This window comes from Micromonospora solifontis (assembly GCF_003725545.1).
GTDB lineage: Bacteria > Actinomycetota > Actinomycetes > Mycobacteriales > Micromonosporaceae > Micromonospora > Micromonospora solifontis.
The window spans coordinates 22,941-42,842 of record NZ_RJLN01000036.1 but is presented as its reverse complement, the minus strand read 5'-3'; the positions used below and the strand labels follow the sequence as shown (position 1 = coordinate 42,842).

The window sequence follows — 19,902 nt, the reverse complement described above, 5'->3', positions numbered from 1 at the left end:
GCTCACACCCAGGGCGGCGGGCCCTCGAAGGCGAGGACGTGCACGTCGAACAGGACCGCCGCCGCCACGCCCAGGGCCGGCCCGCCCTGGCGGGCCACCCAGTTGAGGAACGGCCCCGGATCGGGGCCGCCCACGCCCAGGCCCTTGGTGTACTCGGCGTGCGCGGCCAGCGAGGCGATACCGCGCCGCAACGGTTCACCGGTGACGTCCACGCCGTGCGTGGGGTGCTCGGCCCCGGCGAAGCAGACGTAGCGCACGCCGTTCCAGGGCGCCAGCCCTTCGTCCAGCAGTTCCGGGAAGATCCACCGATTGCCGGCGTCACGCGCGGCGTCCAGGGTCGCCAGCCCCACCGCCCGGTGATCGGCCTGGTTGGTCATTCCGCCCACCATCCGGACGCCGAAGTCGCCCGAGACCATGACGTCGGGCCGGTGCCGGCGGATCGCCCGCACGATGTCGCGGCGCAGCTCCGGACCGTACTCGACGACCCCGTCGCGGTGGTCGAGGAACTCCACGACCTCGACGCCCACCTCCCGGGCCGCGGCGCGCTGCTCCTCCTCGCGCAACAGCCCGGCCTGGTCCGGGTGAACGGTGTCGATTCCTGCCTCGCCGCGGGTGGCCAGCAGATAGGCGACCTGCTTGCCCTGTGCGGTCCAGCGGGCGATCGCCGAGGCCGCGCCGTACTCGATGTCGTCCGGGTGCGCGGCCACCGCGAGGCAGCGCTCCCAGTCCTCGGGAAGCGCCGGTAGAAGCTCGTCCACGATCCCCACCGTAGCCACCCGTCCGCCGATCCGTCACCGCCGTGTCGGCCACACCGGCATCCGTCGAGTCAGCGAGAATGGGCCGGTGGACCCCAACCGGCTCCACCCGCAGGCGCGGGCGGCGATGCGGGTCCAGCGGCGTGTCCCGCTCACCCGGGCGAAACTGCCGCCGGCCCGGCTGAGCATGCTCGAGGCCACGCCCGCCGAGGTGGGCGACCCGCTGGCGATCCGGTCGGTGGTGAGCGTCGATGCCGGCGGCGTGCCCGCCCGCCTCTACCGGGACGGGCAGCACGACGCGATGCCGGTGGTCCTCTACGCGCACGGCGGGGGCTGGGTGATGGGGAGTGTGGACACCCACGACGGGCTGTGCCGGCACCTGGCGGCCGCGTCCGGCTGGGCCGTGCTCTCGGTGGACTACCGGCTCGCCCCCGAGCATCCGTACCCGGCCGCGGTGGACGACATGGCGCGCGCCCTGACCTGGTTACGGGGACCAGGGGCGGCTCGGCACGGCCTCGACCCGAGGCGGATCGCGGTGGCCGGTGACTCCTCGGGCGGGCACCTCGCGGCGGTGACCGCGCGGCGCGCACGGGATGCCGGGATCCGTCTCGCGGGACAGCTCCTCATCTGCCCGGTCATCGACCCCGCGGCCGACTATCCGGCGTTGGACGAGTACGGCCTGGACCGGGAGGAGATGCGGTTCTTCTGGGACGCGTACGCCCCACCCGGGACCGACCGGAGCCAGCCGGATCTGGACCCGCTACGGGCGGACCTCACCGGCCTGCCGCCTGCCGTGGTCATCACCGCCGAACTCGACCTGTTGTCGGCCGAGGGCGAACGGTACGCGGCCGGGCTGCTGGCCGCCGGCGTCCCGGTCACGGCAACCCGGTACCAGGCGCTCATCCACAACTTCCCACGGAAACTGGCCCTGTTCGACGCCGCCCACGTCGCCCTGGCCCAGCTGGCCGCCGCGCTGACCCGCTGGTGAAACGGTCCGTACCCGGCCACGCCGGCTCGTCACGGGCAGGGCGCCCCCGCGCAGACGTCGACGATGGCGCCGGTGAGCAGGAACGTGGCTTTCTGCTCCTGCGCCGTGGGCTGGGCGCGCGGGAACTCGTGCGGGTCGTCGCCGTACTCCGCCCCGGCGGGCGCGAGGTTCGTCGGGGGTGGCGCGGCCGCGGCACCGCTGTTCCAGATCACGATCGCCGAGCCGGTGTACGGGTACCCGGGGATCGGCGCGATGCCCCAGTACGGCTTGACGTCGAGTGACCAGCCGTCGGCGAGCGCCGGGGTGTGCAGGCGGGCGCCGATGGTGCGTGCCTCGACCTCGGCCGCGGCAGGGGAGACCTGGTGGTCGCCGAAGGCGACGTGCATCAGCACCTGATGCGCCGGGGTGCCCGGCAGCGGCTGGTCGGTCATGTGCTGGGCGTACCCGTTGGCCTCGGACCGGTCCCACAGCATCTGCAGCAGCGCGAAGATCAGCTGCTGGTCTGCCTTGTCCGGGTAGGACTGGTCCATGATGCTCTGGAACGGGGCGAAGTCGAGGCTGCGCTGCAGCAGTGTCGAGTAGTTCATCGCCGGCACGCCGAGCACCGACCGGGTCCAGTCCTGAGCGATGGCGGTGAGGGCGCCGCCGTTGATGCCGCCCTGGCTGTTGCCGTCGTAGTGCAGCCCGCCCGGGCCGTCGATCAGCGGCTGCCCGCTGGCGTCCTCGAACGCCGGGGCGGCGGCGAAACCGCCCGGATGGATCATCGCCCGGCCGAGGAAGAGGAAGTTCAGGAAGCTCTGCTGGAGCCGGTCGGCCACCGCGGGGAAGGCGCTGAGGTCGGTGAACGCGCCGGCCACGTACGGGATGTCGGCGTTCGCCATGCCGATCCAGCTGGTGGCGCAGAAGGTGAAGTTGTGGGTGGCCGACATGGTCTTGACGTTTCCGGCGTTGATCTCGGTCGGCCGGCCGAGCAGGCCGTGGCCGTAGAGCGAGAGGTGCGCCGGATCGGCGGCCGACGCGCTGCGCGGGATGTTGCACACGAAGTCGGCCCGCAGCGTCGCGCCGGACGGCGTGGGCCGGGCGTCGGGCGTGTGCGCCTTCCCGTCGCCGTCGGCCGGCCCGTAGTGCAGCCGCGACCCGGGGCCGCCGTCGCCGGTCAGATAGGACGGCACGGCGATGGTGCCGCTCACCTGGCGGGCGATCCGCGGATCCTGCTCCGGCGCATAGTTCACGACCTGGGTGACGGCGAACGACGGCGCGGCCGCACCGAGGGCGGCGAACGCGTCGTCGCGGATCGCCAGCATCCGGCCGGTCAGACCCTGCCGGCTCGCCACGGTGAAGTCCCAGGCGAGGTAGAGGTCGTGCCGCTTGACGCCGGCGGTGGTCAGGTCGGCGAGGATCCGCTTGAGCTGCGGGGTGCGGGGATCCCGGGGGGAGGCGCCGGCGCCGTTGACGTACGCCTGGAACGCGGCCGGCGCCGGGATCAGCGCTCCGTTCCGGTCCCGCAGGCCGCGCAGCCCCACCACGTACCGGGTGCCCTCGGCCAGCGCGACGGCCGGCCGGATGATCAGCAGCTGGCGATCGGGCTGGCCGGCGGCGTGCGCGTCCAACTCGGCCCAGTACGGCGTGCGCCGGCCGGTGGCGGTGTTGAGCAGCACGATCGGCGCGTCCGGCGCCAGCGAGCGGCCGATGTCGGTGACCGGCGCGATGCCGGTGGCCGCGGCGTCGAGGCCGGGCACGTGCACGAGGATCGGCGTGCCCGGGCTGTACCCGTCCTGCCGGTTCCATTCGGTCGGGTCGATCGGGACCCCGCGGACGTTCGCCGGCATCGACGCGGCCGGGATCTGCACCCGCCGCCCGGTGGGGCTGACCGGGTCGGGCACCGTGAAGTAGTCGTTCGGGAACGGCAGCAGGCACGCCGCCGGATCGATCGGGTCGCAGGCGCCATGCGCGGCCAGCTGCGGCGGCACCGCGGGCGGTGCCGCGGCGGCGGCGGTCCCGAACAGCACGGCACCTGCGGTCACCAGCACGGACACGGCGAAAGGCAGCCGCCTGAGGGTGGTCACCGGCATCTCCTTCGAGGGTGGACGGACGCACGGAGCCGAGGACGTTCTTCCTACGCTCGTGAATGATTCTCGGCAATAGTCCGACCAGCTCGATCAACTCGGGCTGCCCGAGGACGCGACCCGGGTGGTTCTGGCGGCGGTACGAACCGGAGGCGAGAGTCGCTGCCCTCCCGGTATGCGCGCTGGCGCGAGCCCGTGGGCTCGCGCCAGCCGTGGGGTCAGGTCACGTCAGCTGCCGCCGACGCCGAGGGCGGCCAGCAGCGCCAGGAGCAGGGTCGTGGCGGCGAACAGGCCGTGCCCGACCACGACCGGGACCGGGAAGTGGGATTCGGCGGTGCCGGCGCGGCGGGCCGGGATCCAGCGGGCCAGCATCGTGAACCCGAGCAGCGCCACCGGCAGCAGCAGCGCGAACGCCACCCACGCGAGAGCGGTCCGGTCCACGGCGAGGTACCCGATCCACAGCACCAGGCCGACCGCGGCGAGGGCGAAGTGACCGAACACCAGGCCGGGGGCCAGCCGGGTGCCGCTGTCGGGTCGGTGCCCGCCCCGAGAGATCCAGACGCCCAGCATGATGAACCCGCCGACGGCGGTGATCAGCCAGGTGATCAGTGCGGCGACAGCCATCAGACCCTCTCCTTCTTCACAGTGGTGGACTCGTGCGTGGTGGTGCGGGTGTAGCCGACTGCCTGGGTCGCCTCGTCGGCCACCCGTACGCCGTAGTGGTAGGCCAACTCCCCGCCCAGATACCCGGCCACCCCCAACCCGGCCAGCGCGACGGCGGACAGGGCAAGCGGTGGCCAGTCCACGGGCTCGGCGGCAGGTCCGCCGCGGATGATGAAGCCGACCGCGTACAGGACGGTGACGCCCAGGTTGATCGACATGTGCAGCAGGCCGGTCCGGAACGTCTTCGTGCCGGTCGGGATGGCGAACAGGTCCAGGAACCCGAACATCGCCGCCGCCAGCGCGCCGAGCACCCCGAGCGCGATCAGCCACCGCGAGCCCTGGGCCAGGAACCCCGGGTCCGGGACCAGGTGGGAGGCGATGTCGAAGACGAAGCTGGCGATCCACGCCCCGATCGGCACCGCCACCAGCGCGGGGTGCAGCGGATGCCCGTACCTGCCGGCCAGCCCGGTCACTGGCCGTTTGGCCTGCTCCATGGCTCGATCCACGCCGTCCACCTGCAGTATTTTCACCAACCGGCGCTATCTTTAATCTCCATGCTGCACGCAGCGGGCGGCAATTTCAATAGCGTGTATTGGTGTTATTGGCGGTGGGCGGACCACGCACGACGCCTGGGCCGGTGGGACAGCCCCGGCCGACCAGCCCGGCCGCGGTGGCCGGCTACGCCGCCGGGCATCTCCGCAGCACTCCACGTCATCGCCGCCGGCGAGGGAACGGGCGGAACAGCTACCCGGCGCTGATCACGATCCGTACGCTCCGCGCCCGACCGGCGGCAGCCGGCGGTTCTCGTTCTCCGGCTGGTGGGACGTCGCGACTACGGGCGCGGCGCGGCGAATTCGGGAGCCGGTGGGGGATCCTCGCCGCTGATCTGCTTGATGATCTGTGCGGCGACGTCGCGCAGCTTGCGGTTGCGGTGCTGGGACGCCTGGCGGAGCAGAGCGAACGCCTCCTGGGCGGTGCACCGCTGTTGGCCCATCAGCACCCCGAGGGCCTGGTCGATGATGCTGCGGGAGGCCATCGCGTCGGTGAGCTGCTGGTGCAGCAGCGACTGATCGGCCTGGCGGAGGATGACGGTCAGCGCCGCCGTCGCCTGGTCGGTGAACGCCAGGGCGTGCCGGCGCGCCGTCTGGGTGAAGGCGGCGGGCTGGATGCCGTAGAGGTTCAACGCGCCGAGGGTCTCGCGGTCGACCGTCATCGGCAGCGACAGGGAGCTGACGATGCCCAGCCGGAGGGCGTGTTCCCGATACCTCGGCCAGCGTCGGTCCTCGCGCAGATCGACGACCTCGACGACCCGTTCCCGGCGCAGGGCCTCGAGGCACGGTCCCTCGTCGGCCCCATACTGGATCTCGTCGGCCCGGGCGGCGAGGTCGTCGCTGCTGGCGACGGTGAAGGCATCGCCGTCCCGGCGCATGGTCAGCCCGCAGGCCACGGCCGGGGAGATGACCTCCGCCGCGACCTTGACGACCTGGTCGAGGAACACGTCGACGTGGAGCGAGTCGGCGAGCAGCGCCAGCAACTGGCCGTACGCCGAGGCCAGAGGGGAATCAGCAGCAGTGGGAGACACCACCGTTACCTCCTGGAACGCGGAATTCACGACCGGTCGCCCGGGACGGGCAGGTGCGGATCGGACGGGAGCCGGATAGGGTCGGAGTGGGTTCGGACATGAGCCCAGGACCAGTGCCGCCCGCTGACGGCGGGCACCGGCGCAGACCCGGTCCCCTGATCTCCTCACCGAGGAGCGGCTCATGTCCGTGCATCACGCACCTTGCTTCCAGCCGCCGGACGCCACCACCCGAGCGCCACTGTTGTCCCTCGCGGTCGTCCGGGAGGGTCCGGCGATCGTGGTGGAGGCGACCGGTCCACTCGACCTGGACACCGTCGGCCGGCTGGCGGATGTCGTCGACAATCTGATGGCGAGCCAGCCACCCCCCGTGCTGGTGCTCGACCTGAACGGGGTCAGCTTCTTCTGCGCCGCCGGGGTCACGGCGCTGTTGGCGGCCCGCCGGCGGGTCGCCGCCTGCGGACGCACCATGGTGCTGCGCAGGCCGTCCCGGGTCACCGTCGCCGTCCTCGACATGGTCGGCCTGGGCTGCGAGTTCACCACCATCGACTGACCTGCCTTCACCCTCGGCTCCGCGAGCCGTCGCCGTTGCTGACGCGGTGGCATCTACCCCACACCCGAGCCGCGTCAAACGTGGTTGGACGGTCGTCACGGGACCGGTCGGAGCCCGGCGCCGTCATGGCCGAGGATCTCCTCGGCGGCCGGGCAACCTCCCTGCTTCCCACTCGTGACGCACGGCCCGGCGGGGGACTAGGCAGCCACGGGCCGGGCGTGCTCGGGTTCGCCGCCCTCACCAGCAGTCGTGGCGTCGTCGCGGTCGGGTGTGGAGCGCCGGACCACCAAGGCCAGCCCGGCGAGAACGATGGCCCCGGCGACCAGCTCCGTCGGGCCGACGGGCTCGTCGAGCAGCAGCCAGGCCGCGCTGAGCCCGAAGACCGGCACCAGGAGGCTGAACGGGGCCACCCGCGCGATCGAGTACCGGGCGATCAGCCGGTTCCAGATCCCGAAGCCGACGAGGGTCGACACGTACGCGACGTAGGCCACGGCGAGCAGCCCGCGCCACGACAGGCCGGTGATGGCATCCAGCACCGCCTCTCCGCCGTCGATCACGCCGGCCAGGCCGAGCAGCGGCAACGGCGGCACCAGGCTCGACCAGACCAGCAGCGAGAGCGGTCGCTGCTCGCCGCTGGCCCGCATGACCAGGTTCGCCACGGCCCAGCTGGCCGCCGCGAACAGCGTCAGCAGGAAGCCGATCACGGTGGCGTGGCCGCCGCTGCCGACCGCCAGCACGCCGATCCCGGCCGATCCGACCAGTACGCCGGCCACCTGCGCCCGCGCCGGCCGCTCGCCGAGCACCGCCGCCGCCAGGAGCACCGACATCAGCGCCTGTGCCTGCAGCACCAGCGAGGCCAGGCCGGCCGACATGCCGGCCGCGAGCGCGGTGAAGAGGGCGCCGAACTTCAGGACGCCGAGCACCAGCCCGTAGGTCACCACGTAGCGGAGCCGGGCGCTGGGGCGTGGCACCAGGAAGACCAGCGGCACCGCCGCGGCGACGAAGCGCAGCGCGGTCAGCACGAGCGGCGGCAGGTCGCGCAGGCCCAGCTCGATGGCGACGAAGTTGACGCCCCAGATGGCGGCGACGAGCACGGCGAGAAGTCGGTGCGATGCTTTCATGCCGGCTACGCTGCCGGAGTCAACCCTTAAGGACCAGTTCAATGTTCTTCATCGCTGTTGTAGCGTAGCTACATGGATCTCGACGTGCGGCGGCTCCGCGTCCTGCACGAGGTCGCGCTGCGCGGCAGCGTCACCGCCGCCGCCGCGGCGCTGCACGTGACCCCCTCGGCGGTGTCCCAGCAGCTCGTCCAGCTGTCCCGGGAAGCCGGGCACGAGCTGGTCGAGCGCGCCGGGCGCGGCATCGTGCTCACCCCGGCCGGTCAGGTGCTGGCCACCCACGCGAAGGACGTGCTGGGCGCGGTGGAGCAGGCGGTGGCCGGGCTCGCCGCGCTCCACCGCAGGGTCAGCGGCACCGTGCGGGTCGGCGCGTTCGCGTCCGCGGCCGGCGCGCTGGTGGCCCCCGCCGCCGCCCGCGCCCGGGCGAAGCACCCGGAGCTGGACGTGCGGGTGATCGAGGCCGAAGACCAGCAGAGCCGTCTCGACCTGCGCTCCGGCACCCTCGACGTGGTGGTGCTGCAGGAGTACGACCACGTGCCCGCGCCGCTGGTCGACGACCTGGACCGGCACCCGATCACCACCGACCCGATGCACCTGGTCACCCCGGTCGGGTGGCGCCGTGGCACCGGCCGGCTGAGCGAGCTGCGCGACGTGCCGTGGATCGCCAGCGCCGAGCACACACCGTGCCTGGGGTCCACGTTGCACGCCTGCCGGCTCGCCGGCTTCGAGCCGGACATCCGGCACCGTTCGGTCGACTTCGCGCTCACCCTGGACCTCGTCGCGGCCGGTCTGGGCGCCGCGCTGGTGCCGGAGTTGGCGCTGCGCCACGTACCGCCCGGGGTGCACGTGCAGCCACTGGCCGAACCGGTCACCGCGCGACGCATCTTCGCCGTCACCCGCGCCCTCGGCGGTGCGCCGCAACGGCCCGCCGTGGACGCCCTCCTGACCGAGCTGAGCGGCCCGGCCGGCGTACCGCGCGGCCACCTGCCGCCGGTCCTCGCCTGACGGCGGAACACCAACCCGGCGTTGCCGGCCCGCTACACCGACGGCGCCATGGTCGGCCCGCCGCAACTACGCCAGCGACTACGGCACACTGTTGCTCTCCGCGGGCCACCACGGGCTGCGGGCCGTGGTGGTCGGGAAGAGCTCCGGCCCCAGCGGCTACAGCCTGGCGTTCGACCGGTTCGACCTGGTCCGGGTCGGTCAGCGCGTCGGCCGGGCTGCCGGTCGACCCACCGTCACCGGGCGGACCGGGCCACGGCCGGGTTCAGTCGTCGGCCGCGAAGGCGGGCAGATGCCGGCTGTGCGCGGCGAGCAGGTGCCGGCGCATCGCCTCGGCGGCGGCCGCCGGGTCCCCGGCCGCCACAGCGGCGGCGATCCGACCGTGCTCGGTCACCGTCACGGCCGGATCGGTGGCCGGGAAGTAGCGACGGTGCAGGTGCAGGTGTGCGTGCAGTCGGGTGGTGCAGTCGCGCAGCAGCCGGTTCCCGGAGACCTCGGCGACCAGGTCGTGGAAGCGGGCGTCCAGGGCGGTGAAGGCGGCCCGCCGGAGGTAGTCCGCACCCGGCTCGACCGCCACCGTCGCAGCGGCCTGCGCACTGATCCGCTCGCGCTGATCGGCGGTGGCGTGCGCCGCCGCCCGTCCGGCCGCGGCCGGTTCGAGCAGCAGCCGCAGCTCGAACAACTCCTCGAACTCGCGCCGGGACAGCAGCCGGCTGACCGTGTATCCGGTCATCGCCCGCTTGTGCACCAGGCCGTCGGACTCCAGCCGGGCCAGCGCCTCCCGGACCGGGGTGGGGGAGACGGCCAGGGAACGGGCCAGCCCGTCGATGTTGATCCGGTGACCGGGGGCGATGGTGTGCTCCATGATCAGGGCCTTCACCGACTCGTAGACGTCGTCGGCCAGGGTGATCCGCTGGATCGGGCGGAGCCCGTCAGGCAGTGTGGCCATCGCGCGTCCCCGGCCCCTTCGTCGATCTCGGACTGTCCCAGATCCGTTGATCATATATGATCTACGATCTGTCGTGGCGGCGGCGGCGTCGAGGACGCGCGCGCGGATGTGGAGGCTCGTCGGATGAGGCTGATGCGGGTGGGCCCGCCGGGCGCGGAGCGGCCGGTCCTGCACGCCGACGGTCGGCACTACGACCTCTCCTCCCTCACCCCGGACATCGACGGGGCGTTCCTCGCCTCCGGCGGTCCGGACCGGATCCGGGCCGCTGGGCACCTGCCCGAACTCGACATCACCGGCCTGCGGGTGGGTGCCCCGGTGGCCCGGCCCGGCGCGGTGCTCTGCGTCGGGCAGAACTACGCCGCGCACGCCGCCGAGTCCGGGGCGGCCCCGCCGGAAACCCCGATCATCTTCTACAAGGCTCCCAACACGGTCGTCGGCCCGTACGACGACGTGCTGGTGCCGCGCGGCTCGACCAGCACCGACTGGGAGGTCGAACTGGCCGTGGTCATCGGCCGGCGCGCCCGCTACCTGGACTCGCCCGCACAGAGCCTGGCCCACGTCGCGGGCTACATGCTCTCCAACGACGTGTCCGAACGCGACTTCCAGTTGCGCCACTCCGGCGGCCAGTGGTCCAAGGGCAAGTCGTGCGAGACCTTCCAGCCGCTCGGCCCGTGGCTGGTCACCCCGGACGAGATCGCCGACGTGCAGGATCTCGGGCTGCGCTCCTGGGTCAACGGCGCACCGCGGCAGGCCTCCCGCACCAGCGACATGGTCTTCGACGTGGCGTACCTGATCTGGCACCTGTCGCAGTACACGGTGCTCGAACCGGGCGACGTGATCAACACCGGTACGCCGGAGGGGGTCGCGCTCTCCGGCCGATTCCCCTACCTCGCCCCGGGCGACGTGGTGGAGGTCGAGGTGGATGGCCTGGGGCGGCAGCGGGTCGTGATGGCGGCGGCCTGACCGGCCGGGCCGACCCGGCTCACCGGATCAGCCGCAGCCCCGACATGCCGCCGTCGACGGCGAGCGCGGTGCCGGTGGTCGCCCCGGAGAGCGGGGACGCGAGGAACGCCACCGCGTGCGCCACCTCGGCGGCGGTGACCAGCCGGCCGGTGGGCTGCCGGGCGGCCAGCCGGTGCTTCTCGGCCACCGGGTCCTCGGCGCTCGCGAGCAGGCGGGCCACCCACGGGGTGTCCACCGTGCCGGGCGCCACCGTGCACACCCGGACGCCGTCACGCACCAGGTCGGCGGCCATGGCCAGGCTGAGCGCGTGCACCGCGCCCTTGGTGGCCGAGTAGACCGCTCGCTCGACCAGCCCGGCCGTCGCCGCGATCGACGTGACGTTGACGATGACACCGCCGGTCGAGCGGCGCAGATGGGGCAGGGCGGCCCGGCAGGCCCGGGCCACGCCGACGACGTTGACGTCCAGGCAGCGGTGCCACTCGTCGTCGCTGCTGCTCTCCACCGTCCCCACCGCGCTGATCGCCGCGCAGTTCACCAGCACGTCGAGGCCGCCCAGGAGTGCCGCGGCCCGGTCCATCGTCGCCTCCAGCGGACCGGTCACGTCGGCGGCGAGCCGCAGGTGCGGCCCGCCCGAGCCGGGGTCGCGGTCCAGGACGGCCACCCGTGCGCCGCGCTCGGCCAGCAGGTCGGCGACCGCCGCGCCGATGCCCGAGCCACCGCCCGTGACGACCGCGACCAGGCCGTCGAAATCCGTCATCTCCGCACCTCGTTCGCCGGTGGTCAGGGACGCTCCCGCCCGGGTGCCGAGCGCGCACCGGGCCCTTCCGGAGACACCGGCCGCCGCCCGCCCCGGTGGGGAGGAATCTCCGCGCCGGCCATCGTAGATCATATAGGATGTGGTCAATCGTGGTCCCGGGCGAGGAGGCTCCGGTGCGCGGCGCGCTCTTCGTCACCTGCCTCAACGACGCTCCCTCCCCCCCAGACCGGCATCGCCACCCGTGACGGTGCTGGAGCGACTCGCCCACCCCGTGGCCGACTCCACCCGACCCGTCGCGATGATCTCCGCGCCCCCCGCGACCAGCGACATCGAGCCGGTCCGGGTGGACGGCGCGCAGGGCCCGCCGGCCCGACAGGCGGCCCGGCACATCCCTCCCGAGTCCGAAAGGCCCCGTCATGACCCGCTCTCTCGGCCCGTCGGCCGTCGCCGTCACCGCGCTCGGCTTCGGCGCCGCCTCGATCGGCAACCTGTACCGCAGCGTCCCGGACGACCGAGCGATGGCCACCGTCGACGCCGCCTGGGCGGCGGGCATCCGCTATTTCGACACCGCGCCGCACTACGGGCTGGGGCTCTCCGAGCGCCGCCTCGGCCGGGCGTTGGCGGCGCACCCCCGGGCGGAGTACGTGCTCTCCACCAAGGTCGGTCGGCTGCTGCGGGAGAATCCCGACGGCGGCTCGGACCTGGACAACGGCTTCGACACCCCGGCGACGCTGCGCCGGGTGTGGGACTTCACCGCCGACGGGGTACGCCGCAGCCTGGACGCCAGCCTCGACCGGCTGGGCCTGGACCGGGTCGACGTGGTGCTGCTGCACGACCCCGAGGAGAGCCCCGAGCCGGAGGTGGCGCTGCGGCAGGCGTACCCGGCGCTGGACGAGTTGCGTCGCCAGGGTGTGGTGGGGGCCGTCGGGGTGGGCTCGAAGGATCCGGCGACGCTGACCCGGTTCGCTGTCGAGACCGATGTGGACGTGCTGATGGTCGCCGGCCGGTACACGCTGCTGGAACAACCGGCGCTCGACGGGATCCTGCCGGTCTGCCAGAAGCGGGGCATCTCGGTGCTCAACGTCGGCGTCTTCAACAGTGGCCTGCTCGCGGTGGAGTGGCCCGACGAGAACCGGCCGTACGAGTACGGCAGCGCCCCGGCGGAGATCCTGCGCCGGGCGCAGGGCATCGCCGCGGTGTGCCGCCGGCACGGGGTGAGCCTGCCGCACGCGGCGCTCGCCTTCGCCGGCGCGCACCCGGCTGTCGCGTCGGTGGTGGTCGGCGCGGGCCGGCCCGCGCATGTGACCCGCAGCGCCGAGTGGTTCGCGCGGCCGGCGCCGCCGGCAGGGCTCTGGGCCGAGTTGGTGGCCGAAGGGCTGTTGCGGGAGGACGCGCCGCTGCCGTCCTGAGCGGGTCCGGGTGGCGCGCCGGTCAACTCGGCCGGTCGTCACCTTCGACCGCCGCGTCGGCCAGGATCGCCCGCAACCACGACTCGGAGGTGTTCACGTGCATCAGGGCCGCCGCCTGGGCGAGTGACTGGTCCCGGGCCCGCAACGCCCGGTAGATCGCCTGGTGTTCGCCGAGGGTGAGGTGCGCCGCGTTGCCCTCGATCAGGCCGCGCCAGACCCGGGCCCGCACGGTCTGACCGGAGAGGCCGTCGAGCAGCGAGGTGAGCGTCTCGTTGCCGGTGGCCGCGATGACCGTGCGGTGGAAGGCGGTGTCGTACTGGATGAGCTTCTCGGCGTCCTCGGCGGCCATCCGCATGTCCTCCAGGATCCGAGCCAGCTCGTCGAGGTGAGCGTCGGTGAGCCGGACCGCGGCCAGTCCGGTGGCGGCCGGCTCCAGCAGTCGACGTACCTCCATGACCTCCAGCAGGGTGTCGTCGCGCAGCAGCTCGACCGCGAGGCCGACGCCTTCGAGCAGCAACCGGGGCGCGAGGCTGGTGACGTAGGTGCCGTCACCGCGGCGTACGTCCAGCACCCGGGCCGATTCGAGAGCCTTGACGGCCTCCCGCACGCCGCTGCGGGAGAGCCCCATCTGGGCAGCGAGTTGCTGTTCCGGCGGGAGCCGGGTACCGGGCGGGAGTTGGCCTGCCTGGATCATCTGTCTGATCTTTGCGATGGCCTCGTCGGTCAGTGCCATGCGGCCTCCTTCACCTGGCGCTTCCGCGAAGACATCATATCTTCTCGCTGTCGGCTGCTCGTCGGGCACGGACCCGGGGCTCGGGCGGACACGCGGGCCGGTGTGCCGCCAGCGCCATGTCAGAGCGTGGGTTCGTAACCTCCGCGAAACCGGACCCTAGACAAGCGGAAAGAACCTCGTCTATAAAGACATCAGATCTCTGTTCGTCGACTTTTGATCTTCCTCGTTTCCCACCGGATCATCCCGGCGCGGCGGTCCGTCGCCGGCGGACGGCCGGTGGCGGGTCGGTCGCCGGCTGCGGTGTGCCGACGAGACAGCACCTTCCGCGCAGGTAGAACCCGAATAGGAGAACGGTGAACGTCAATACTTCGCTACGCCTGGGTCTGGTGTCGCTGGTGGGTCTGAGCCTGCTGAGCGCCTGCTCGTCCGACGGCGGCGTGGCCGCTGGCGGGACGGCGGGCGGCAAGCCGCTGATCGGGGTCGACTACCCCCGGTCGGACACCGACTTCTGGAACTCCTACATCAAGTACGTCCCACCGTCGGCGCAGGAGCTGGGGGTGGAGCTCAAGACCACCAACTCCCAGAACGACATCGCCAACCTGATCTCCAACACCCAGACCTTCATCAGCCAGAACGTCAAGGGTGTGGTGATGGCACCGCAGGACACGGCCGCCATCGCGCCCTCCTTGCAGCAGTTGGCGGACAAGAAGATCCCGGTGGTCACCATCGACACCCGCCCGGACAGCGGCAAGGTGTTCATGGTGGTCCGGGCCGACAACCGTGCCTACGGCACCAAGGCATGTCGCTTCCTCGGCACGAAGCTGGGCGGTAAGGGCAAGGTCATCATGTTCCAGGGCGGCCTCGACTCGATCAACGGCCGGGACCGTACCGAGTCGTTCAACGAGTGCATGAAGCAGAACTACCCGGGCATCACCGTCTTCGGTGAGGCGACCGAGTGGAAGGGCGACCTGGCCGCGTCGAAGTTCCAGACCCGGCTCTCCTCCGACCCGGACATCAAGGGCGTCTACATGCAGTCCTCGTTCGCCCTGGCCGGCACCCTCCAGGTGCTCAAGCAGCGCAACCTCCAGTTCCCGCCGACCGATCCGCGGCACGTCTTCGTGGTCTCCAACGACGGCATCCCGGAGGAGTTGAAGGACATCAAGGAGGGTCTGATCGACGCCACGGTCAGCCAGCCCGCCGACCTGTTCGCCAAGTACGGCCTCTACTACGTCAAGGCCGCGATCGACGGGAAGACCTTCGCCCCGGGCCCGACCGACCACAGCAGCACCATCATCCAGGTCCGCGACGGCCTGCTCGAGGACCAGCTCGCCGCGCCGCTGGTCACCGCCGACGGCGCGCCGATCGCCGGCGAGCCCACCGTGAAGTACGACGACAAGACCCTCTGGGGCAACTCCTGATGAGTCAGGCCGCAGGGGGCCCCGACGACGGGCGGGCTGAGCTCGGCCCGCCCGTCGTCGAGGCGGTCGACATCACCAAACGGTACGGCTCCACCCTGGCCCTCGACTCGGCCAGCATCCTGATCCGGTCGGGGGAGACCCACGCGCTGGTCGGCCGCAACGGTGCCGGTAAGTCCACTCTGGTCAGCATCCTGACCGGCCTGCAGGAGCCGGACCACGGCCAGGTCGCCTTCGCCGGCCGACCGGCGCCACCACTGAGCGACCGGGGGGCCTGGCGCCGCCGGGTCGCCTGTGTCTACCAGAAGTCGACCATCATCCCCACCCTCACGGTGGCCGAGAACCTCTTCCTCAACCGGCAGGCCCGGGGGCGGGACCGGTTGATCCGTTGGGCGACGGTCCGCCGCGAGGCCGAGCGGTTGCTGCGCGACTGGTCGGTGGCGGCCGACGTGGACCAACCGGCGGGCACGCTCACCGTCGAGGACCGGCAGTTCGTCGAGATCGCCCGGGCGCTGTCGTTCGGCGCCCGGTTCATCATCCTCGACGAGCCCACCGCGCAGCTCGACGCCGCCGGGATCGACCGGCTCTTCATCCGGATCCGCGAGCTGCAGCGGCAGGGCGTGACCTTCCTGTTCATCAGCCACCACCTGCAGGAGATCTTCGAGATCTGCGACACGGTGACGGTGTTCCGCGACGCCCGGCACATCCGCACCGCGGCGGTCGCCGACGTCACCCCGGCCGAGCTGATCACCGCGATGACCGGGGAAGACGCCGTCGTCCCGTCCGCCACCCGGCCCGCGCCGCCGGCCGACGCCGCCGACCTGCTGACGGTCGACGGGCTGGTCACCAACACCGGAGCCGAGGCCTCGCTGCGGGTCCGCGCCGGCGAGGTGGTGGGCCTGGCCGGCGGTGGGGGCAGCGGCAAGGTCGAGGTGGCCGAGACGATCGTCGGGCTGCGCCGCCCCGCGGCCGGCACCGTGCGTCTCGACGGACGGCGCCTGCGCCCCGGCAGCGTGCCCGACGCGCTCGCCGCCGGCGTCGGCCTGGTGCCGCAGGACCGGCACCGGCAGGGACTGGTGCCGATGCTGTCCGTCGGCGAGAACATCACCATGACCGTGCCGGGCAGGCTGCGCCGGCGCGGCTTCGTGTCGCCGGCCCGGCGCGACGCGTTCGCCGAGCGGACCATCGCCGAGCTGGCCATCAAGACCGGCGGTCCGGGCCAGCCGGTCTCCGGCCTCTCCGGCGGCAACCAGCAGAAGGTGGTGCTGGGCCGCGCCCTGGCCAGCGACCCGAAGCTGCTGGTCCTGATCACCCCGACCGCCGGCGTCGACGTGCGGTCGAAGCAGAACCTGCTCGGCGCGGTGCACCAGGTGTCCGCCCGCGGCACCGCGGTGCTGGTGGTCTCCGACGAGCTCGACGACCTGCGCGACTGCGACCGGGTACTCGTCATGTTCTCCGGACGCATCGTCCGGGAGATGCCCCGGGGCTGGCGTGACGCCGACCTGGTGGCCGCCATGGAAGGGGTCGACGTCGGCCATGTCTGACACGCTCATCACCACGGGTGCCCCGGCGCCCGCCGACGGTGCGCCGGCCCGCCGTCGGCTGCCCGCGCTGGCCCGGCTGCGGGACCTGGTGCTGGTACCCGCGATCGTGGTGATCGCGGTGGTCGGGCAGGTGGTCAACCCGGTCTTCCTCCAGGGCGACAACCTGATCAACATCCTGCAGAGCATGTCCGCCATCGCGATCCTCGTGCTCGCCGAGACGCTGGTGCTGATCACCGGCAAGATGGACCTGTCGCTGGAGTCCACCTTCGGCCTGGCGCCGGGCATCGCCGCCTGGCTGGTGGTCGACCCGGCGATCACCCACGGCCTCGGCGTCAACCTGCTCGACGGGGGCTGGGGCGTGCCGGTCACCCTGCTGGTCGGGGCGCTCATCGGCGCGTTCAACGGTCTGCTGATCGTCCGGTACGGGCTCAACGGCTTCATCGTCACCCTCGGCATGCTGATCGTGCTGCGCGGTCTGCTCACCGGCATCTCCGGCGGCAGCACCTTCTTCGGCCTGCCGCCGTCGATGACCTACCTGGGCAGCGCCTCCTGGCTCGGTGTGCCGGTCTCCATCTGGCTGTGCCTGGTGGCGTTCGCCGTGGCCATCGTGGCCCTGGGCTTCACGACCAGCGGCCGGGCGCTGTACGCGATCGGCGGCAACCTGGACGCGGCCCGGGCGGCCGGCATCCGGACCGACCGGATCCTCTGGCTGACGCTCATCATCGCCAGCGTGCTGGCGGCGCTGGCCGGTCTGCTGCAGGCCGGGCGGTTGGCCTCGATCCCGAGCGGTCAGGGCGACGGGGCCATCTTCCAGGTCTTCGCCGCGGCGGTGATCGGCGGGGTGAGCCTGAACGGCGGCAAGGGCAGCATGTTCGGGGCCTTCACCGGGGTGCTCCTGCTGTTCATGATCGTCAACGTGCTGACGCTGGCCGGGGTGCCGGCACAGTGGACCAACTTCCTCAACGGCGCGGTCATCCTGGTCGCCCTGGTGCTGTCGCGGATCACCGGCGGGAAGGCCCAGGAATGACCGGGCCGCAGCCGTGCACCCGGCCACCCCTTTCGCCGACCAACCTCCGGGAGCCCGACGGTGACTGAATTCATCTCCGCCGTAGACACCTTCGACGTGCGATTCCCGACGTCGCGGCACCGGGACGGGTCCGACGCGATGAATCCCTTCCCCGACTACTCCGCCGCCTACCTGGTGCTGCGCACCACCGCCGGGGCCGCGGGCCACGGCCTGGTCTTCACGGTCGGCCGGGGCACCGAGGTGCAGGTGGCCGCGGTACGGGCGCTGGCCGCCCTGGTCGTCGGCGAACCGGTGGAGGAGCTGGTCGCGGACCCCGGGGCGCTCGCCCGCCGGCTGGTCGGGGACAGCCAGATCCGCTGGCTGGGTCCCGAGAAGGGGGTCGTGCACATGGCCGCGGGTGGCATCGTCAACGCGGTCTGGGACCTGGCCGCGCGGCGGGCCGGCAAGCCGCTGTGGAAGCTGCTGGCCGACCTCACCCCCGAGCAGCTCGTCGCCCAGGTGGACTTCCGCTACCTGCGCGACGCCCTCACCGAGGACGAGGCCCTGACGCTGCTGAACGCCGGTGTGCCGGGGCGGGCCGAGCGGGAGCGGCTGCTGCGCGCCGAGGGCTATCCCGCCTACACCACCACTCCCGGCTGGCTCGGCTACGACGACGAGAAGCTCGTCCGACTGTGCCGCGAAGCGGTCGATGACGGCTACGACCTGATCAAGCTCAAGGTCGGCGGCAACCTGACGGACGACGTGCGCCGGCTGGAGCTGGCCCGCCAGGCGGTCGGCCCGCGGGTGCGTCTCGCGGTGGACGCGAACCAGATCTGGGGCGTCCCGGAGGCGATCGGCTGGATGGAGCAGCTGCGCGGCTTCGACCCGTACTGGATCGAGGAGCCGACCTCGCCCGACGACGTTCTCGGCCACGCGGTGGTCCGGCGGGCCCTGGCACCGATCAGGGTGGCCACCGGCGAGCACGTGCACAACGCGGTCATGTTCAAGCAGCTGTTGCAGGCCGGCGCGGTGGACGTCGTGCAGATCGACGCCTGCCGGGTGGGCGGGGTCAACGAGAATCTGGCGATCCTGCTGCTGGCCGCCAAGTACGGCGTACCGGTCTGCCCGCACGCCGGCGGGGTCGGGCTCTGTGAGCTGGTGCAGCACCTGGCGATGTTCGACTTCGTGGCGGTCAGCGGCACGCTCGACGACCGCGCCATCGAGTACGTCGACCACCTGCACGAACACTTCGTCGACCCGGTCCGGATCCAGCGAGGGCGCTACCTCGCGCCCACCGCGCCGGGCATGAGCGGCGAGCTGATCGCCGAATCCCTCGCGGCCTACCGCTTCCCCGACGGGCCGCAGTGGAGCGCGGCGGCCGGTGGGGCGGTGGCAGCCGCCACGGCGGTCGGCTGAACGGCCGGCGCTGTCCTGGCGGGGGCCGGGACACCGCCCCCGGACGCCGCCGACGCCAGAAGCACCGACGACCGAACGAGGAAGCGATGCCCGAACCACCACCCTCGCCCGCCGCCCACCCGGCCGTCGACGCGCACCACCACCTGTGGCGTCCCGAGCGCGGCTACGCCTGGCTGGACGATCCCGAGCTGGCCCGCATCCGGCGGCCGTTCACGCCGGACGACCTCTGCGCCGAGATCGCCGGCGCCGGGGTACGGCACACGGTGCTGGTCGAGGGGGGCCGCTGCCACGCCGACGAGGTGCCCGAGTTCCTCGGGTACGCCGCCGACACCGAGCCGATCGCCGGCGTGGTGGCCTGGGCGGACGTCGCCGACCCGGACCTGCCGGCGATCCTGGCCGGTTACCGGCGGCTGCGCGGCGGCGAGTTGCTGGTCGGGGTCCGCGCGCAGGTCCAGGGCGAGCCGGACCCCGACTACCTGGACCGCCCGGCGGTCCGCCGGGGCCTGGCCGCGGTGGCCGATGCCGGCCTGGTCTTCGACCTGGTGGTCCGGGCCGACCAGCTGCCCGCCGCGGCCCGCGCCGCCCGGGCCCTGCCGGAACTGTCGTTCGTCCTGGACCACCTGGGCAAGCCACGCATCCACGCCGGCGCGGCCGGGCTGGTCGGGTGGCGCGACGACCTGGCCGCGCTGGCCGCCAACGCCAACGTGACGGCCAAGCTGTCCGGGCTGGTGACCGAGGCCGGACCGGACTGGACGGTGGCCGCGCTCCGGCCGTTCGTGGCCGCCGCGGTGGACGCCTTCGGGGCGTCACGGCTGATGTTCGGCTCCGACTGGCCGGTGTGCCTGCTGGTCGCGGACTACCGCGGGGTGCGGGACGGGCTGGTGGCGGCGCTACCCCCGCTCTCGGCCGCCGAACGGGACGAGATCTTCGCCGCCACCGCCGTGCGGACGTACGGGCTCGCGGTGTGACCGGCGCACCGGGCCCGG

The 19,902-nt window shown here is 72.7% G+C and carries 19 protein-coding genes; 10 read left to right on the top strand and 9 right to left on the bottom strand.

The window, feature by feature from the left end; translation table 11 throughout:
- Window positions 1-2 precede the first annotated feature (2 nt).
- Window positions 3-758 carry a PIG-L deacetylase family protein gene (locus tag EFE23_RS14755; protein ID WP_123241510.1) on the bottom strand — a complete coding sequence of 252 codons (756 nt, stop codon included), beginning with the start codon at window positions 756-758 and terminating at the stop codon, window positions 3-5.
- A gap of 85 nt (window positions 759-843) precedes the next feature.
- Here EFE23_RS14755 and EFE23_RS14750 point away from each other — a divergent pair, with 85 nt between their 5' ends.
- Window positions 844-1,743, top strand: a complete 900-nt coding sequence (locus EFE23_RS14750; protein WP_233600987.1) for an alpha/beta hydrolase — start codon at window positions 844-846, stop codon at window positions 1,741-1,743.
- A gap of 29 nt (window positions 1,744-1,772) precedes the next feature.
- Here the strand turns inward: EFE23_RS14750 and EFE23_RS14745 are convergent, their stop codons facing one another.
- From EFE23_RS14745 to EFE23_RS14730, 4 genes are all read right to left on the bottom strand, one after another.
- A complete protein-coding gene (locus EFE23_RS14745; RefSeq protein ID WP_204335413.1) occupies window positions 1,773-3,815 on the bottom strand; it encodes a hypothetical protein in 2,043 nt (680 codons plus the stop codon).
- 222 nt (window positions 3,816-4,037) lie between these two features.
- Complete coding sequence (locus EFE23_RS14740; protein ID WP_123241498.1) at window positions 4,038-4,433, bottom strand: hypothetical protein; 396 nt, start codon at window positions 4,431-4,433, stop codon at window positions 4,038-4,040.
- Window positions 4,433-4,978, bottom strand: a complete 546-nt coding sequence (locus EFE23_RS14735) for a DUF2231 domain-containing protein (RefSeq protein WP_199737077.1) — start codon at window positions 4,976-4,978, stop codon at window positions 4,433-4,435. The genes EFE23_RS14740 and EFE23_RS14735 overlap by 1 nt, the downstream gene beginning before the upstream one ends.
- A gap of 326 nt (window positions 4,979-5,304) precedes the next feature.
- A complete protein-coding gene (locus tag EFE23_RS14730; RefSeq protein WP_158675862.1) occupies window positions 5,305-6,057 on the bottom strand; it encodes a GAF and ANTAR domain-containing protein in 753 nt (250 codons plus the stop codon).
- 178 nt (window positions 6,058-6,235) lie between these two features.
- Here EFE23_RS14730 and EFE23_RS14725 point away from each other — a divergent pair, with 178 nt between their 5' ends.
- Complete coding sequence (locus tag EFE23_RS14725; protein ID WP_123241495.1) at window positions 6,236-6,604, top strand: STAS domain-containing protein; 369 nt, start codon at window positions 6,236-6,238, stop codon at window positions 6,602-6,604.
- A gap of 197 nt (window positions 6,605-6,801) precedes the next feature.
- Here the strand turns inward: EFE23_RS14725 and EFE23_RS14720 are convergent, their stop codons facing one another.
- Window positions 6,802-7,725 carry an EamA family transporter gene (locus EFE23_RS14720; protein WP_123241494.1) on the bottom strand — a complete coding sequence of 308 codons (924 nt, stop codon included), beginning with the start codon at window positions 7,723-7,725 and terminating at the stop codon, window positions 6,802-6,804.
- Between the two features lie 72 nt (window positions 7,726-7,797).
- Here EFE23_RS14720 and EFE23_RS14715 point away from each other — a divergent pair, with 72 nt between their 5' ends.
- Complete coding sequence (locus tag EFE23_RS14715; RefSeq protein ID WP_123241493.1) at window positions 7,798-8,727, top strand: LysR family transcriptional regulator; 930 nt, start codon at window positions 7,798-7,800, stop codon at window positions 8,725-8,727.
- Window positions 8,728-8,989: 262 nt separating this feature from the next.
- On the opposite strand, the gene EFE23_RS14710 is transcribed toward EFE23_RS14715, so the two are convergent.
- Complete coding sequence (locus EFE23_RS14710; RefSeq protein WP_123241492.1) at window positions 8,990-9,673, bottom strand: GntR family transcriptional regulator; 684 nt, start codon at window positions 9,671-9,673, stop codon at window positions 8,990-8,992.
- Window positions 9,674-9,796: 123 nt separating this feature from the next.
- Between EFE23_RS14710 and EFE23_RS14705 the strand changes: the two genes are divergently transcribed.
- Window positions 9,797-10,636, top strand: coding sequence for a fumarylacetoacetate hydrolase family protein (locus EFE23_RS14705; RefSeq protein ID WP_123241491.1), 840 nt, complete (start codon window positions 9,797-9,799; stop codon window positions 10,634-10,636).
- Between the two features lie 19 nt (window positions 10,637-10,655).
- Here the strand turns inward: EFE23_RS14705 and EFE23_RS14700 are convergent, their stop codons facing one another.
- Window positions 10,656-11,393, bottom strand: a complete 738-nt coding sequence (locus EFE23_RS14700) for an SDR family NAD(P)-dependent oxidoreductase (protein WP_123241490.1) — start codon at window positions 11,391-11,393, stop codon at window positions 10,656-10,658.
- A 416-nt stretch (window positions 11,394-11,809) separates the two neighbouring features.
- Between EFE23_RS14700 and EFE23_RS14695 the strand changes: the two genes are divergently transcribed.
- Complete coding sequence (locus EFE23_RS14695) at window positions 11,810-12,802, top strand: aldo/keto reductase (protein WP_123241489.1); 993 nt, start codon at window positions 11,810-11,812, stop codon at window positions 12,800-12,802.
- Window positions 12,803-12,824: 22 nt separating this feature from the next.
- Here the strand turns inward: EFE23_RS14695 and EFE23_RS14690 are convergent, their stop codons facing one another.
- Window positions 12,825-13,535 carry a FadR/GntR family transcriptional regulator gene (locus EFE23_RS14690; protein ID WP_123241488.1) on the bottom strand — a complete coding sequence of 237 codons (711 nt, stop codon included), beginning with the start codon at window positions 13,533-13,535 and terminating at the stop codon, window positions 12,825-12,827.
- Between the two features lie 353 nt (window positions 13,536-13,888).
- On the opposite strand from EFE23_RS14690, the gene EFE23_RS14685 reads away from it, so the two are divergent.
- The 5 genes from EFE23_RS14685 (at window position 13,889) to EFE23_RS14665 (ending at window position 19,884) form a co-directional block, all read left to right on the top strand.
- Window positions 13,889-14,953 (top strand): sugar ABC transporter substrate-binding protein, encoded by a 1,065-nt coding sequence (locus tag EFE23_RS14685; protein WP_123241487.1) that lies wholly within the window; start codon window positions 13,889-13,891, stop codon window positions 14,951-14,953.
- Window positions 14,953-16,494: a sugar ABC transporter ATP-binding protein gene (locus EFE23_RS14680; RefSeq protein ID WP_123241486.1), complete on the top strand. Its 1,542-nt coding sequence runs from the start codon at window positions 14,953-14,955 to the stop codon at window positions 16,492-16,494. The genes EFE23_RS14685 and EFE23_RS14680 overlap by 1 nt, the downstream gene beginning before the upstream one ends.
- Window positions 16,487-17,521, top strand: a complete 1,035-nt coding sequence (locus tag EFE23_RS14675) for an ABC transporter permease (protein WP_123241485.1) — start codon at window positions 16,487-16,489, stop codon at window positions 17,519-17,521. Before EFE23_RS14680 ends, EFE23_RS14675 begins: the two co-directional genes overlap by 8 nt.
- Before the next feature lie 60 nt (window positions 17,522-17,581).
- Complete coding sequence (locus EFE23_RS14670) at window positions 17,582-18,916, top strand: enolase C-terminal domain-like protein (protein ID WP_123241484.1); 1,335 nt, start codon at window positions 17,582-17,584, stop codon at window positions 18,914-18,916.
- A gap of 86 nt (window positions 18,917-19,002) precedes the next feature.
- Entirely contained in the window at window positions 19,003-19,884 is an 882-nt protein-coding gene (locus EFE23_RS14665; RefSeq protein ID WP_123241483.1) for an amidohydrolase family protein, read from the top strand.
- Window positions 19,885-19,902: the final 18 nt, after the last annotated feature.